A 15,104-nucleotide genomic window follows, 5' to 3' on the forward strand; every position below is an offset into this window, starting at 1 on the left:
GGCCTCTTCAACGCCTGGAAATGGCGTTGAAGAGGCCGGCTTCACTCATTTATCGGGTTGTATTTCCAACTTTGCCGAGAAAGCCGCGTTGTAACATTTGCGGCAGACGGGCTTGTAGTCGTCGTTGCCTCCGATTTGAATCTGATTCCCTTCATTCACGGGAACTCCGTCCATGAAGCGGATCACCATCGTCGCCTTGCGGTCGCAATACCAGCAGATCGTCTTGATCTCCTCGATCTTGTCCGCCTGCGCAAGGAGATAGTAGCTGCCCTCGAACAGCTGGTTGCGAAAATCGTTTTTGAGCCCGAACGCCATCACCGGCACGTTCAGCTCGTCCACGACCCGGGTCAGCTGCAGGATATGCTCCTTCTTCAGGAACTGCGCCTCGTCGATGAGCACGCAGTAGATCGCCTTCGGCGCGCCCGCGGGCTGATGCCGCAGCACCTCCTCGTAGAGATCGGTTTCTTCGTGGACCGGGAGCGCCTTGCGCGTGAAGCCGACGCGGGATCCGACCTGCTCTTCTCCGCTGCGCGTATCCATGGCCGGAGAGAAGATCAGGACGGCTTTTCCCTGCTCCTCGTAATTATGGGCAACCTTGATGATCTCGAAGGACTTGCCGCTGTTCATCGTCCCGTATTTGTAGTACAGCTGGGCCAAAACGGCTTCCCCCTCTTCAATCGATCCTTCCGCGCTGCCGGGCGGCAGCTTTCTATTCCATCATATAAGCGAGCAGCAGCGCGCCTGTATGGAGTATCGCATCCGCATGCGTGCGCTCCATCCCGTGGGAGGCATGGACGCCGGGACCGATCAGCGCCGCCCTGATGTTCGCTCCGCCGCGCAGAGCGGCCGAGGCATCGGAGCCGTAAAACGGATAAATGTCCACCGCATGCGGAAGCTCCTCGCGCTGGGCGAGCTCGATCAGCTTGGAAGTCATGCCGTAATCGTAAGGTCCGGAGGAATCCTTGGCGCAAATGGATACATCGAGCTCCGTTGCGGACAGATCGTCGCCGAGCGCGCCCATGTCGACCGCAATCATCTCGACGATGTCGGCCGGGATATGGGCGCTTCCGTGACCGACCTCCTCGTAGGTCGAGATGAGGAAGGTAACGCTGCCTGACGGCTGGAGCCCTTCCCGCTTCAACGCTTCGAGAATGCCGAACAGCGCTGCGACGCTGGCCTTGTCGTCCAGATGGCGGGACTTGACCCAGCCGTTGTCGAAGATGCGCACTCGAGGGTCCCACGATATGAAGTCGCCTGGCGCGATTCCGAGCGCAAGCGTGTCCTCCTTGCTGAACACCGACTCGTCGAGCCTGACTTCCATCGTCGCCTCTTCGCGTTTTTGGCTGCGGGCATCCGGATACACATGCACGGACGTCGCCGTCGACAGCACGGTGCCTTCGTAAACCCGGCCGTTGCGGGTATGCACCTGGCAATACTCCCCTTCGACCGTATGCATATCATAACCGCCGATCGGCGTCATGCGGAGCATGCCGTTGCCCTTGACGGAGCGGACCATCGCGCCAAGCGTATCGACATGCGCGGACAGCAGCAGCGGGGCCTTGCTGCCCGTCCCCTGAACGGTCAAGATGCCGTTCCCTTTAGGCGTCAATTCCATCTTGTAGCCGAGACGCTCCGCCTCCCGCTGGACCAGCGACATAATATTCATGCAGAAGCCGCTCGGGCTGGGCGTCTCCAGAAGCTTCTGCAAAAAATCAAGAATGTACGCTCGATCAAGCTTCTCCTTCAGAACAGCCATTCCGACATTCCCCTCTCCAAATAAGCTTCGTCATCCTGATTTCCTTCGACATTGTACCATATTTTGCTCGGCCGGACCGCCGTCCGAGGCGGCTGCGGGCGAGCACGGAAAAAGCCCCTTCCGGCCAGCCGTCCAAGCAGGCTGACAGAAAGGGACATGACGGCCTCGGCTTGTCGGCGCAGCCTGCGTCTTGACTCCGGTATCGCTTATTCGGTTACAATTCCCCTGACCAGCACAGGCGCCTCGGCGCTGCCCGCAACGCGGATCGCTTTGTACAGCCGCTCCTTGACCTCTGCCACGTCCTCGCTGGAAGCATGGATCGTGACGAGGGAGTCTCCCGCTTTGACGGCGTCGCCGACTTTTTTGTTCAGGACGAGGCCTACCGACAGATCGATCTGTGATTCCTTCGTCGCGCGGCCGGCTCCAAGAATCATCGCGGCCGTGCCGACGGCGTCAGCCGTAATCTCGGCGACGAATCCATCTTCCTTGGACGGCAGCTCGATGCGGTACGGCGCCTGCGGCAGAAGCTCCGGATTGTCGGCGACGGCAGGATTTCCGCCTTGGTTGGCGATGAACTCCTTGAACTTGTCCAGCGCCGCGCCGCTCGCGATAAGGCCGCGCAACTTGTCCTCCGCTTCCTGCAGCGATGCCGCCTTGCCGCCGAGATAGACCATCTGGCGGCCGAGCGCGAGGCACAGGTCGAGCAGATCGGCCGGCCCTTCCCCGCGCAGCGTATCGATCGCTTCCTTCACTTCAAGCGCGTTGCCGATCGCAAAGCCGAGCGGCTGGCTCATGTCGGAGATGACAGCCATCGTCTTGCGGCCGACTTCGTTGCCGATGGCGACCATCGCTTCCGCCAGCTCCCTGGCATCCTTCTCATCCTTCATGAACGCGCCCGCGCCGGTCTTCACGTCGAGCACGATCGCATCGGCTCCGGCCGCGATCTTCTTGCTCATGATGGAGCTCGCGATCAGCGGAATGGAATCGACCGTAGCCGTGACGTCCCTGAGAGCGTACAGCTTCTTGTCGGCCGGCGTCAGATTGCCGCTCTGGCCGATGATGGCGATGCCATGCTCGTTGACGAGACGGGTGAAGTCTTCCTTGGTCAGCTCCACATGGAAGCCTTCCACCGCCTCCAGCTTGTCGATCGTGCCGCCCGTATGGCCGAGACCGCGCCCCGACATCTTGGCCACCGGGACTCCTGCCGCGGCGACCAGCGGAGCGAGCACCAAAGTCGTCGTATCGCCGACTCCGCCGGTCGAATGCTTGTCCACCTTGATGCCCTCGATGTCGGACAGGTCGATGGAATCTCCGGAACGGACCATCGCCATCGTCAGATCCGCCCTCTCGCGTCTGGACATGTCGCGGAAGAAGATCGCCATCGCCCAGGCGCTGATCTGATAATCGGGAATATCTCCGTTCGTATAGCCTTGGATGATGAAGGCGATTTCCTCTTCGCTCAATTCATGCCCGTCGCGCTTTTTCTCGATCAAGTCCACCATTCTCATGAACGAAGACCATCCCCTCATTAATTAATGTCATAAATAATAAACCGAATTAACCCTAATCCCATGTCCGTGCAGAGGCTTCTCGCCCGCTATTTATGACGTTAATTGATTCCTTCGCAAACCGGAGAATCCTGTCGAAAATTAACGGCATCAATCATGCGGCCGACAGCTACTTCGGATCGATCGACACGGCGGTATCGAGAGCGGCCGCCATCATGTCGTTGAAAGTCGATTGGCGCTCTTCTGCCGTCGTTTCCTCTCCGGTAAGCAGATGGTCGCTGACTGTAAGCACGGTAAGCGCCTTGACTCCATGGCGGGCTGCGATCGTGTACAGCGCCGTCGTCTCCATCTCCACTCCGAGCACGCCATGATCCATCAGGCGCTGAACTGCGGAGGTGTCTTCCTTGTAGAAGACATCGGTGCTGAAAATGTTGCCGACATGGACATTCATGCCGGCTGCCGATGCCAGCTCGTACGCTTTTCTGAGCAGTTGGAAGTCCGCGATCGGGGCATAGTCGTAGCCGAGGAACTGATTGCGGTTCATGCTGGAGTCGGTGCATGAAGCTTGAGCGAGAATGACGTCCCTCACCCGGACATGCTGCTGCATCGCTCCGCAGGTGCCGACGCGGATCAGGTTTTTGACGCCGTAGCTGCGGATCAGCTCCTGGGCGTAGATGCTTATGGACGGCAGCCCCATGCCCGAACCCTGCACGGAGACGCGCTGTCCTTTGTACATGCCCGTATAGCCCAGCATCCCGCGAACTTCATTGTACAGCTCCACTTCGGACAAGTATGTTTCAGCGATGTATTTGGCTCTCAGCGGGTCTCCGGGCAGAAGCACCGTCTCCGCGATCTGGCCTTCCTTGGCTCCGATATGTACGCTCATGCTCATTTCTCCTTTGCAATGTCGGTCTTAGGAACGGAAGCGGGAGAGCTACTGCAGCTCCCCCAGAAAGCTTCGGCCGTGCTCGGGAGCTTTCACCTTGAAGTTGTCGGCGATCGTAGCCCCTACGTCCGCAAATGTCGTCCTGAGCGGCAGAGCGCCGGCGCGCCCTTGGAAGCGCGGAGAATAGACAAGCAGCGGCACGTATTCGCGGGTATGGTCGGTGCCGGCATACGTCGGATCATTCCCGTGATCCGCCGTAATGACGAGCAGATCGTCCTCGCCGAGCTTCCCGATCACTTCAGGCAGGCGCGCATCGTACTCCTGCAGCGCCTCTCCATACCCCTGCGGGTCGCGCCTGTGCCCGTACAGGGCATCGAAATCGACGAGGTTGAGGAAGCTCATGCCGGTGAAATCCTCGCCGCATACTTCGGCCAGCCTGTCCATGCCTTCCATATTGCTCGCCGTGCGGATAGAGCGGGTTACGCCTTCGCCGTCGAAAATATCGGAGATCTTGCCGATTGCGACGACTTCAAGCTCCGCCTCCTTGAGCGAGTTCATCACTGTCGGCTGGAAAGGCTTAAGCGCATAGTCATGCCGTCCGGCCGTTCTCTTGAACGTCCCCGGCTGGCCGATGAACGGGCGGGCGATGATCCGTCCGAGCATATAAGGATCCTCGAGCGTGATTTCACGGGCAGAATTCGCAGATGTCGTACAGCTCCTTCAGCGGCACAATCTCCTCGTGCGCCGCGATCTGCAGCACCGAGTCCGCCGATGTATATACGATCAACGCTCCGGTGCGCATATGCTCCTCGCCCAGCTCGTCGATGATTTCCGTTCCGCTGGCCGGCTTGTTGCCGATGACCTTGCGGCCGGTATGCTCCTCGATCCGCTGGATCAGCTCCTGCGGGAATCCATGCTCGAATACGCGGAAAGGCGTATCGATGCGCAGCCCCATCATCTCCCAGTGGCCCGTCATCGTATCCTTGCCGCTGGAGGCTTCCTGCATGAGGCCGTAATACGCCTGCGGCGCCGGCGACGGCTCGATTCCGAGAATCGGAGCGATGTTGGACAACCCCAGCTTCTCCATGTTGGGCATCGAAAGCCCGCCCATATGATTCGCTATATGTCCCAAAGTGTTGACGCCATGATCTCCGAAATCGGCTGAATCCGGAGCTTCTCCGATGCCGACGGAGTCCATGACGACGACATGTATGCGTTTGAATGGCTGCATCTTGGCCCTTCCTTTCTAAGTTCCATAAGTAAGCGGACGATCGAACCGGATCCTGCAGGAGCGGCCGGCAGGAATGGCCGGCAGGCGCCGCGTCCCGGCGGCCGCTTCTTCCATCATAGCCCGAGGCAGGCTTCGCGGCAAATGCCGCCGCGAAGCCGCTCCGCGCGCAAAATCAAAAGCCGGAAAAACCTTCCGGTTCTTCCGGCTTCATGGAAGCCTTGCGTCAAATCAAGCTCCTCAGTAAGCAGCGGTGGATTGGCCGCCCTGCATGATCTTGACGCCGGAGCTTGCTCCGATGCGGGTCGCGCCTGCGGATACCATCCGCTGCATATCCTCGAGGCTGCGGACGCCGCCCGATGCCTTGACGCCCAGGTCCGGCCCGACCGTGCGGCGCATCAACGCCACGTCCTCCGGAGTGGCGCCGCCCGTGGAGAAGCCCGTTGACGTCTTCACGAAGCCGGCTCCGGCGCGCACGGCAGCCTCGCAGGCGCGGACCTTCTCCTCGTCCGTCAGCAGGCAAGTCTCGATGATGACCTTGACGACAGCTTTGCCTGAAGCCGCCTCGACGACAGCGCGGATATCGGCCTCTACAAGCGCGTCCTCTCCGCCTTTGAGAGCGCCGATATTGATGACCATGTCGATTTCGCCGGCGCCTTTGGCGATCGCGTCCGACGTTTCAAAAGCCTTCGTCTCCTTCGTCGACGCCCCGAGCGGGAAGCCGATCACCGTGCATACCTTCACGTCCGTTCCGCCAAGCTGCGCTGCCGCAAGCTCTACCCATGCCGGGTTCACGCAGACCGAAGCGAAGCCGTATTGCTTCGCCTCCTCCGTCAGCTTGACGATCTCTTCCTTGACCGCGTCCGCGCGAAGCAGCGTGTGGTCGATCATGCCTGCCAATTGCTTATGCTCCATGTGCTCATCATCCCCTAATTATGCATGCTCCCTTCATCATATCACCGCTTTGAACAATTGTAAAACGATAGATAAGCATTTGTTCAACCGGTTTCCTATTCCTAGAATGCCATAAAAAGCCTGCCGATTATTCGGCAGGCTTCTCCACTGCTTCCAGCTTCTCTCCATGCGGATTCCGATTGCCCGGTAGGCCGCCGCATCTTGCAAGCCGACGCGGCCGCCCCATTTCCCTAATCGACTGCCCCTAGCCGCTTGATGCCTCGGCATCATGAATCTGGAGGATGACCAGATTGGCGACGTATTTGCGGGCATCGGCCGACTCTAGCCGGATGAGGCAATGGACTGGAGCGTGCCTGCCGGATCGGACGCCGGGAGCGGAGAAGCGGACGAGAGTCCCGTCCAGATCCTCGCGGACGTCCAGAATGCTCCGGCCTTCCTCCAGCAGCCGGTCCAGCAGCGACTTCTCTTCCCATGCGGATTCGCAGGCGGTCATCCACCCCTCCCCCCCGCAGAAGCTTGCGGAACGGATACTGGCGTCCTTGCGCCGAATCTGGCTCTCGGCACGTACCGTCCGCAGCCGGCTTGACCGACAAACTCGCCGTCGCGGACGACGAACTGTCCGCGCAGAAGTACCGACACCGGCTCGCCAGTCGCCTCCATCCCTTCAAAAGCGCTGTAATCGACTTTAAGATGATGGGAATCCGCCGATAGAATCCGCTTGGCCGACGGGTCGAACAGGACGAGATCGGCATCGCTCCCTACTGCTATCGTGCCTTTGCGCGGAAACAGTCCGAACAGCTTGGCGCTTGCCGTCGATACCAGGTCGACGAACTGATGGATCGTAATTCTCCCCTTCGCCACGCCTTCGGAATAGAGAAGAGTGAACCGGTCCTCGATCGTAGGGCCGCCGTTCGGTATTTTGGAGAAATCGCCGCGTCCCAGCTCCTTCTGCCCCTTGAAATGAAAGGAGCATTGATCCGACCCGATCGTCTGCAGCGTCCCGCTGGACAAGGCGTCCCACAAAACCTGCTGATGCTCCCGTTCCCGCAGCGGCGGAGACCAGACGTATTTGGCCCCTTCGAAATCCGGCTTTTCCAAGCTGGTGATGTCCAGAGTCAAATACTGGGGACAGGTCTCCCCATATACCATCAGCCCTCTCGCCCTGGCCTCCCTGATGCGCTCGACCGCCTGCGCGCAGGTGACATGGACGACATAGAGGGGAGCTCCCGCCAGTCCGGCCAGCTCCGCGGCCCGCCCGGTCGCCTCTCCTTCCAGCTCGGGAGGACGGGTAAGGGCATGATGGATCGGATCCGTGTCGCCCCGTGCCAGCGCCTCTTCGACGAGAAAGTCGATGACGTCTCCGTTCTCGGCATGGACCATGACGAGCGCCCCTTCCTCCCTGGCAAGCTGCAAAGTTCGGAACATCGTTCCGTCATCCACCTGAAAGACGTCCTTGTAGGCCATGAACACCTTGAGAGAGGTAATGCCTTCCCTCTCTATAATCTCGGGCAGTTCCCTGAGCGTTTGCTCCCCGGCATCCGCCACCATGAGATGGAAGCCGTAATCGACGGCCGCTTTGCCGGCTGCTTTGGCATGCCAGGTCCGCACCGCATCGGACAGCGGCTCGCCCCGTCTGGTCAGGCAAAAATCGAGCACCGTCGTCGTGCCTCCGAATGCGGCCGCAACCGTGCCGCTCTCGAAGTCGTCCGCGGTCACGGTGCCGCCGAACGGCATGTCCAGATGGGTGTGAGGATCTATGCCTCCCGGAAATACATACAAGCCTGCCGCATCGATGATTTCGGCTCCGGTAGCATCGAGGCGGCTGCCGATGGCGGCCACAATTCCATCTTCAATCCGAATATCGGCCTGATACATATCGCTTGCGGTCACAATCGTCCCGCCGACAATCACTTTCGATGAGCTCATCCTCATACCGCCTCCATCTCGGCCGAATCCGCATTCAGCTTCTCAAGCGCCCGCTGGCGCTCATTCCAGGTAAGGGGCGCGGCTCCCGGCAGCTCGACCATGTCGATCGCGCCGTCGACGGGGCAGACGATCGAGCAGAGGTTGCAGCCGACGCAATCCTCCTCCCTCACCTGCAGGATCGGCTTGCCGCCGCTTCCTGTCAGCATGTCGATGCATTGATGCGAAGTGTCCTCGCAGGCGATATGGCATTTGTTGCAGTTGATGCAGGTCGCCGTATTGATCCGCGCGACGACTCTGTAGTTGAGATCCAAATCGCCCCAGTCTCCGTAGCGGCCGACGCTGCGGCCGGTCAGCTCGCTCGCCGTCGCCAGTCCTTTGTCGTCCAGATACCGGTTCAGGCCGTCGATCATATCCCCGACGATCCGGAAGCCGTGATGCATCGCCGCCGTGCATACCTGCACGCCTGAAGCTCCCATCAGCATGAACTCGGCCGCGTCCTGCCAGGAGGAAATCCCGCCGATGCCGGAGATCGGCACGCCTATCCCGGCATCCCGGGCGCATTCCGCCACCATGTTCAAGGCGATCGGCTTGACGGCGGGACCGCAGTAGCCTCCATGCGCTCCCAGGCCGCCGACATGGGGAACGGTGTTCCACGTATCGAGGTCGACTCCGGCCAAGCTGTTGATCGTATTGATCAGGCTGATCGCATCCGCGCCGCCCAGCACCGCATGGCGGGCCGTTATCCTGACGTCCGTAATGTTCGGAGTCAGCTTCACGATGACAGGCGTCGAGGCGGCTTCCTTGGCCCACAGCGTCTGCATCTCGACGAGATCGGGCTGCTGCCCCGACGCCGCGCCCATGCCGCGCTCCGCCATTCCGTGCGGACAGCCGAAGTTGAGCTCCAGTCCGTCGACTCCCGCATCCTCGACACGCTTCACGATCTCATGCCATTTCTCCCGCTTCGGCTCGACCATCAGCGAGGCGACCAGAGCGTGCTTCGGATAAAGCCTTTTCGTTTCCCTGATTTCCCGCAGATTCACTTCCAGCGGCCTGTCGGAGATCAGCTCGATATTGTTGAAGCCGGCCACGCGGCGCCCGCCGTAGTGGACGGCCGCGAAGCGGGAGGAAGTATTGATGATCGGCTCGCCGAGCGTTTTCCAGACCGCACCTCCCCAGCCGGCCTCGAACGCTCTCTGCACCTGGTATCCTGTGTTGGTAGGCGGCGCGGACGCCAGCCAGAACGGGTTCGGCGATGTGATTCCCGCCATGGAAATCGATAAATCGGCCATGCCTTCGCCTCCTGTCGGTGGACCTGGGACGGTCCCTAGTCATCTGCCGGCCTTGCTGTCCTTTGCCGGCCTTGCTGTCATCCGGCCGCAGCTTCCGTCCCGCTCGCCAGAGCGGAGGAAATCGCGGCCGCGGCCCGCTTGCCCTGCTCCGCCGCCGAGACGACGGTCGCTTCTCCGGCTCCGGAGCCGTGGATCATATCCCCCGCCGCATAGACCCGCGGATGTGAAGTCCTCATGGTGAGGAGGTCGACCTCCGGAATCCCGCGTTCATGGCGAAGGCCGAACTGCTCCGAAAGAGAGATCAGCCTTTGCTGTCCCGTAGCCAAAATGACGGCATCCGCCGCCATCCGGAACTCCGAGGAAGGAAGCGGAACCGGAATTTTCCGGCCGTCCCTTCCCCGCTCCCCGGTCAGCTCCAGCCGCACGCAATCCAGTCCGGCGACTCCTCCCGCACCGTCGCCGGCAATGCCGACCGGGAGGGTGAGCCAGCGGAATTCGACTCCCTCCCGCTTGGCGAACTCGTATTCGAACGGATAAGCCGTCATCTCCGCTTCGGTCCGCCGATAGACGATGCGGACGGAAGCCGCGCCGAGCCTCAGCGCGCTCGTCGCTGCATCGACGGCCGTATTGCCGGCTCCGATGACGGCTACCCGCGCTCCTTCCAGCCTCGAGGGGATGCGGCCCGATTTCGTCGTCTCGATGAGGCGGATCGCGTCGTAGACGCCATCCAGCTCCTCTCCCGGCAGTCCGAGCGGCGGCACATTTCCCATTCCTGCGGCGAGCAGAACCGCGTCGTACCCGCCCAGCAGCTCTTGCGCGCTCACCGAGCTGCCGATGCGGACACCGGTGCGGATCTCGACGCCAAGCCCCTCGATCTGGGAAATTTCCCAGCGAGGCACATGAGGCGGGAGGCGGAAGGAGACGATTCCGGAATGCCCGAGCCCTCCCGGCTCGGACTTGGCTTCATAGATGACAACCTTGAAGCCTCCTCTCGCGAGCTCGCGGGCAGCCGACAGACCCGCCGGGCCGCTGCCGACGACAGCGACGCTGCGTCCATTCGGCTTGCCGGCCTGGAACAGCTGGCGTCCGCTCGCAGCGGCATCATCCGTGGCGTAGCGCTGCAGCCTGCCGATCATGATCGGCGTAGACGGGCCGCCAAGGACGCAGGCCCCTTCGCAGAGCAGTTCCGTCGGACAGACGCGCGCACAGCTCGCTCCCAACGGATTGGCGTCCAAGATCGCGTAGGCGGCGCCAGCCGTATTGCCCGTGGCGATGCGCTTGATGAAGGCTGGAACGTCGATGCCGGTCGGACAGGCGCGGATGCAGGGCGCATCATAGCAGTACAGGCAGCGGTTGGATTCCTCCATAGCGGCGGCGCGGCTCAGCGGCGGCGTCAGCTCCGCAAAAGGGCTGCCCGCCTCCTCGAAGCTTCTCAGCTTTTCGATTCCCATTGCTCCGTCCTCCTTTCCCGTTGCGGCGGCCGAGCCGCCAGACGCATGAGCGTCCGGGCCAGCAGCTCCGTGCCTGCCGCGATATCCTCCGGGCTCGAATATTCAAGCGGATTATGGCTGATTCCATCGCGCGAGCGGATAAAGATCATGGCGTACGGGCATACATGAGACATCGCAAGCGCGTCGTGGAACGGACCGCTCATCAGCTCCGGCAGCGCCAAGCCCGCTTCCGCCGCCGCTTCCCTGACGGCAGCCATCAAGTCCGGATCGCAGTAGCGGGGTTCGCTGTCCGTATCGACGACAATGTCCCATTCCAAGCCGTTGTCGGCCGCCTTCTCCGCGATGAGAAGGCGGAGCAGACGCTCCAGTCTGCCGCGCCTCGACATGTCCATATCCCTCAGGTCGACTGTGAACCGGACCCTCTCCGGAATGACGTTGCGCGAATTCGGATAGACATGGAGCGAGCCGACCGTGCCGACTGCCGGAGAGCCCTCCTCGCCGCGTACGAGCTCCTGCAGCCCGGCAATGACCGCCGCCGCTCCCGCCAGCGCGTCCCGGCGCATCGCCATCGGCACAGAGCCCGCGTGGCCGGCGAATCCCCGCAGCTCGACGGTCCACCAGAGCGGGCCCGAGATGCCGGTGACGAGCCCGCAGGATGCGTTCAGCGACTCCAGCAGAGGTCCCTGCTCGATATGCAGCTCCAAATAGGCCTTGACGGCGCCCGGAGAGCAGGCATCTTCCGTAATGCGGCCGGGGTCCCCGCCAAAACTCAGCAGCGCCTCGCTCCTCGTGACACCCTGAGCGTCCGTACGTTCAAGCTCCCCCTCCTCCAGCCTGCCGGCCAGTCCTCGCGATCCGAACAAGCCCTTGCCGAACCTGCATCCTTCCTCGTCGGAAAAGACGGCCACCTCGACGGGACCTTGAGGCAGCTCTCCCGAATCGCGCAGGAGCCGCACCGCTTCGATCGCGCCGACCACCCCTGCGACGCCGTCATAAAGCCCCGCATTCGGCTGCGTATCGATATGCGATCCCAGCATGAGGACAGGGCCGTCCTCCTTGCCCTCCATCCTCCCGATCAAGTTCCCGAAGGCGTCGAGCCGAGCTTTCATCCCCGCCTCCTCCATCCAGCTCCGCACGGTTTCCCGCGCCTCCGCATCAAGAGCGCTCATCGCCGGCCGGCTGGCCGAGGTGTCGCCGATCCGTCCGATCTGTCCCAGCCTGGCAATTCTCGAACGGAGGCGTTCGATCGATACGGCTGCTCCGGCTTCCTTCATTGGGCTTCCTCCCTCGAAGCGTAATGTAAGGTTACATAACGTATCATATTCAATTTTCTGAATTTTTTGAACTTTTATTTTCCATTTTTATCTTTTGATGTAAAATAAGCTTACTTGAACCCTTTCTTCTCCCCATCATCCATGCCGACATGCGAGTTTCCCAGATCAGAGACAGCCACAGATCGGAAGCTTATATTCCCATAAGGAATAAGGAGGATGCTCATGCCGGTCCAACGCCCTCTTACCGTCCGCGACACGCTAGACAACCCCCACTTTGCCCAAGCCTCGGTGGCAGCCGGCTCCAGCGGCCTGGATCGCGAGATTCGCTGGGTCCACATTCTGGAAACAACCGAAGCCGATGAGCTTCTGCACGGCGGAGAGATGATTCTGACGACCGGCGTCGGCTTTCGCGGCGAGGCGGCCGAACGCCGCCGCTTCCTGGCTGCGCTGATCCGCCGCGGAGCCGCCTGCCTGTGCATCGAGCTGGGCGCTTATATGGCATGCCTTCCCGAGGAATGGATCCTCCAAGCCGAAGAAGCCGGCTTCCCGCTCATCGTCTTTTCCGGCAAGGTGCGCTACGTCGATATCACTCATGATCTTCATCGCCTCATTCTCGGGCATCAGAGCGGCAGCCGCAGGCAGCCGCCGCAAGCCCGCGAGCGTCCGGACAAAGAGAGGATCGGCTGGCTGCTGGAAGCCAAAGAGTACGATCTAGGTTCCGAGGCGTGGCGCCGCGATCCGCTGCTGCAGCCTTTCGAGCGGCTGCCATGCCGCACGGTGCTGCTGCAGCTCGGAGCGGGATCCGGCCGCCGGCGAGATACGGCCGCTCTGCTCTCCGGAGCTTCTGCACGCATCACCGAGGCTGCCTACATGCTGAAGCTCGAGCTGGAACGGAGCGGCTCGCATTGTCTTGCAGACGGCGACGGCGCGATCATCACTCTCGTCATCGCCGATGCCTCGCCTGCCGAGACTTGCCGCCGCCTTCTCGAAAACGCGCTGCTGCGGCTGGCCGAATGGCAGCCGCAGGCTGCTGGCGCAGGCGAAGCGCTGTCCGGCCGCCAAGGAGCGGCCGAGAGCCGCCGGCAGGCGCAGCTCGCTCTCGATCTCGCCGGCGCAGCCAGCCGCGGCAAGTCTCCTTGCCTGTTCTACGAGGAGCTCGGAGTGCTGCAGCTGCTGCCCGCCCTCAACGACGGGAACAGGCTGGAAGCGTTCGTCGACAGGCATCTGGGGCCGCTGCTTCTGGCCGATCGCCTCAAAGGCAGCGAGCTGCTGCTGACGCTGAAGGTGTATCTCGACGCGGAGGGAAACAAGCAGGAGGCTGCCCGCAGGCTGTACATCGTGCGCCAGTCGCTCTATTACCGGCTGGAGCGCATCGGCGAGCTGCTTGGAGCTCTATGGCTCATGCCGGAAAGGAGACTGGCCGTGCAAGTCGCGCTGCGCGCCTACATGCTGCTGCACCCGGGCTCGCTGCGGGAGCCTGAGCTGCAAGCGCCGGACGCCCGTCACCCCGGAGACGCTTCCTCCAACGCTTCAAGAAGCGCCGCCAGCAGGAAATCCAAGTCCTCGTCCGTGCTCGACAGCGGCGGCGCCAGCGTAAGCACGTTGTTGTAGCCGGCGACGGTATCTCCGTTCTTCCCGATGATGAGCCCCCGGCGCCGGCAGCCGTCTATGATCCCTTGCACGACGTTGGGAGCGGCAGGCTTGCGGCTCTGCCTGTCTTCCACCAGCTCGATTCCCGCCATGAACCCGAAGCCGCGGACATCGCCCGCCAGAGGATGTCCAGCCAGCGCCGCTCCGAGCTCCTCGAGGAGCCTTGCGCCCAGCAGGGAAGAGCGTTCCCTGAGCTTCTCCCTTTCCATCAGCTCCAGATTGGCAAGCGCGACCGCGCAGGAGGCCGGATGGCCTCCGAATGTGTTGACATGGCGCAGATGATCGTAATCCCCTTTTTGGCAGAAGGCCTGATAGATTTCGCGCTTGACGGCGGTCGCCGCCAGCGGCAGATAACCGCTCGTAATCCCTTTGGCCATCGTGACGATGTCCGGGGAGACGCCGAAGTTGTGGTGGCCGAAGCTGCGGCCCGACCGGCCGAAGCCGCAGATGACCTCGTCGACGATCATCAGCACTCCGTGCTGCGTGCAGATCCGCCTGACCTCTTCCATGTACGCCTTGTCGGGCACGATGATGCCGCCTCCGGTGATGGCCGGCTCCAGGATGACGCCGGCTACCGTATCCGCGCCCTCCCATACGATCGTCTCTTCGATTTCCCTCGCGCATTGAAGCTGATGGGCTTCCCGGCTCATGCCCTCCGGTCTCCGGTAGCTGTCCGGCGGGCGGACATGCAGGAATCCCGGCGCAAGCGGCTCGTACTTGAGCTTGCGGACGGCCTGCCCCGTCGCGGAGAGAGCTCCCATCGAGCTGCCGTGATAGCCGCGGTAGCGCGCAATGAACTTGTGCCGGTACGGCTGTCCGGTCTGCTGCTGATATTGCCGCGCCATCTTGAACGCCGCTTCGTTCGCCTCCGAGCCGCTGTTGGAAAAGAACACGACGTAATCGCCTTCAAGCCATTCGCCAAGCTTCTCCGCAAGCCGGATCGCCGGCAGATGACTTTGGGTGAGCGGGTAATAAGGCATGGAGGACAGCTGCCGGTATGCCGCATCGGCCAGCTCCTGCCGTCCATAGCCCGCATTGACGCACCAGAGGCCGGACATGCCGTCCAGATACCGGTTTCCTTCGTAATCGGTAATCCAAGACCCGTGCGCTTCCGTAATCAGCAGCGGCACATCGTTTTCCTTGAAAGGACGCATGCTGTGCCAGACGATGCGGCGGTCTGCCGCAATCGGATCCGCAGCTGTACGGCCGGCTTCAATCATA

The 15,104-nt window shown here is 61.8% G+C and carries 12 protein-coding genes and 1 pseudogene; 1 reads left to right on the forward strand and 12 read right to left on the reverse strand.

Going from position 1 to position 15,104, the window contains the following annotated elements:
• Nucleotides 1-45: 45 nt before the first annotated feature.
• The 11 genes and pseudogenes from AC06G8_RS11970 to AC06G8_RS12020 all read right to left on the reverse strand — a co-directional run bounded on the left by AC06G8_RS11970 (nucleotide 46) and on the right by AC06G8_RS12020 (nucleotide 12,233).
• Nucleotides 46-657 carry a thymidine kinase gene (locus tag AC06G8_RS11970; RefSeq protein ID WP_480282975.1) on the reverse strand — a complete coding sequence of 204 codons (612 nt, stop codon included), beginning with the start codon at nucleotides 655-657 and terminating at the stop codon, nucleotides 46-48.
• 52 nt (nucleotides 658-709) lie between these two features.
• On the reverse strand, nucleotides 710-1,756 hold the full coding sequence (locus tag AC06G8_RS11975; protein ID WP_480282976.1) for a M42 family metallopeptidase: 1,047 nt from the start codon (nucleotides 1,754-1,756) through the stop codon (nucleotides 710-712).
• Nucleotides 1,757-1,962: 206 nt separating this feature from the next.
• A complete protein-coding gene (locus AC06G8_RS11980; RefSeq protein ID WP_480282977.1) occupies nucleotides 1,963-3,264 on the reverse strand; it encodes a pyrimidine-nucleoside phosphorylase in 1,302 nt (433 codons plus the stop codon).
• 169 nt (nucleotides 3,265-3,433) lie between these two features.
• On the reverse strand, nucleotides 3,434-4,150 hold the full coding sequence (gene deoD / locus AC06G8_RS11985; RefSeq protein WP_480282978.1) for a purine-nucleoside phosphorylase: 717 nt from the start codon (nucleotides 4,148-4,150) through the stop codon (nucleotides 3,434-3,436).
• 48 nt (nucleotides 4,151-4,198) lie between these two features.
• A pseudogene (gene deoB / locus AC06G8_RS11990) lies at nucleotides 4,199-5,381 on the reverse strand (phosphopentomutase).
• Nucleotides 5,382-5,618: 237 nt separating this feature from the next.
• Nucleotides 5,619-6,293: a deoxyribose-phosphate aldolase gene (deoC, locus tag AC06G8_RS11995; protein ID WP_447664173.1), complete on the reverse strand. Its 675-nt coding sequence runs from the start codon at nucleotides 6,291-6,293 to the stop codon at nucleotides 5,619-5,621.
• Between the two features lie 244 nt (nucleotides 6,294-6,537).
• On the reverse strand, nucleotides 6,538-6,786 hold the full coding sequence (locus tag AC06G8_RS12000) for a hypothetical protein (protein ID WP_480282979.1): 249 nt from the start codon (nucleotides 6,784-6,786) through the stop codon (nucleotides 6,538-6,540).
• A complete protein-coding gene (hydA, locus tag AC06G8_RS12005; RefSeq protein WP_480282980.1) occupies nucleotides 6,783-8,219 on the reverse strand; it encodes a dihydropyrimidinase in 1,437 nt (478 codons plus the stop codon). The genes AC06G8_RS12000 and hydA overlap by 4 nt, the downstream gene beginning before the upstream one ends.
• Before the next feature lie 2 nt (nucleotides 8,220-8,221).
• Nucleotides 8,222-9,508 (reverse strand): NAD-dependent dihydropyrimidine dehydrogenase subunit PreA, encoded by a 1,287-nt coding sequence (preA, locus tag AC06G8_RS12010; protein ID WP_480282981.1) that lies wholly within the window; start codon nucleotides 9,506-9,508, stop codon nucleotides 8,222-8,224.
• A gap of 77 nt (nucleotides 9,509-9,585) precedes the next feature.
• Entirely contained in the window at nucleotides 9,586-10,959 is a 1,374-nt protein-coding gene (locus AC06G8_RS12015) for an NAD(P)-dependent oxidoreductase (RefSeq protein ID WP_480282982.1), read from the reverse strand.
• Nucleotides 10,941-12,233, reverse strand: coding sequence for an allantoate amidohydrolase (locus tag AC06G8_RS12020; protein ID WP_480282983.1), 1,293 nt, complete (start codon nucleotides 12,231-12,233; stop codon nucleotides 10,941-10,943). The genes AC06G8_RS12015 and AC06G8_RS12020 overlap by 19 nt, the downstream gene beginning before the upstream one ends.
• 222 nt (nucleotides 12,234-12,455) lie before the next feature.
• Between AC06G8_RS12020 and AC06G8_RS12025 the strand changes: the two genes are divergently transcribed.
• Complete coding sequence (locus AC06G8_RS12025; RefSeq protein ID WP_480282984.1) at nucleotides 12,456-13,844, forward strand: PucR family transcriptional regulator; 1,389 nt, start codon at nucleotides 12,456-12,458, stop codon at nucleotides 13,842-13,844.
• Here AC06G8_RS12025 and AC06G8_RS12030 read toward each other — a convergent pair.
• Nucleotides 13,736-15,100 (reverse strand): aspartate aminotransferase family protein, encoded by a 1,365-nt coding sequence (locus AC06G8_RS12030; RefSeq protein WP_447664248.1) that lies wholly within the window; start codon nucleotides 15,098-15,100, stop codon nucleotides 13,736-13,738. The two genes, AC06G8_RS12025 and AC06G8_RS12030, sit on opposite strands and share 109 nt — an antisense overlap.
• Nucleotides 15,101-15,104: the final 4 nt, after the last annotated feature.

The sequence above is a fragment of the Paenibacillus sp. SJS-P3 genome (assembly GCF_056711585.1).

Bases quoted from the DNA above. Each gene is read 5' to 3' on its own strand.
- AC06G8_RS12025 (WP_480282984.1), top strand. From the start codon at position 12,456: ATGCCGGTCCAACGCCCTCTTACCGTCCGCGACACGCTAGACAACCCC.
- preA (WP_480282981.1), bottom strand. From the start codon at position 9,508: ATGGCCGATTTATCGATTTCCATGGCGGGAATCACATCGCCGAACCCG.
- AC06G8_RS12015 (WP_480282982.1), bottom strand. From the start codon at position 10,959: ATGGGAATCGAAAAGCTGAGAAGCTTCGAGGAGGCGGGCAGCCCTTTT.
- deoC (WP_447664173.1), bottom strand. From the start codon at position 6,293: ATGGAGCATAAGCAATTGGCAGGCATGATCGACCACACGCTGCTTCGC.
- hydA (WP_480282980.1), bottom strand. From the start codon at position 8,219: ATGAGCTCATCGAAAGTGATTGTCGGCGGGACGATTGTGACCGCAAGC.
- AC06G8_RS11975 (WP_480282976.1), bottom strand. From the start codon at position 1,756: ATGGCTGTTCTGAAGGAGAAGCTTGATCGAGCGTACATTCTTGATTTT.
- AC06G8_RS12000 (WP_480282979.1), bottom strand. From the start codon at position 6,786: ATGACCGCCTGCGAATCCGCATGGGAAGAGAAGTCGCTGCTGGACCGG.
- AC06G8_RS12020 (WP_480282983.1), bottom strand. From the start codon at position 12,233: ATGAAGGAAGCCGGAGCAGCCGTATCGATCGAACGCCTCCGTTCGAGA.
- AC06G8_RS11980 (WP_480282977.1), bottom strand. From the start codon at position 3,264: ATGAGAATGGTGGACTTGATCGAGAAAAAGCGCGACGGGCATGAATTG.
- deoD (WP_480282978.1), bottom strand. From the start codon at position 4,150: ATGAGCGTACATATCGGAGCCAAGGAAGGCCAGATCGCGGAGACGGTG.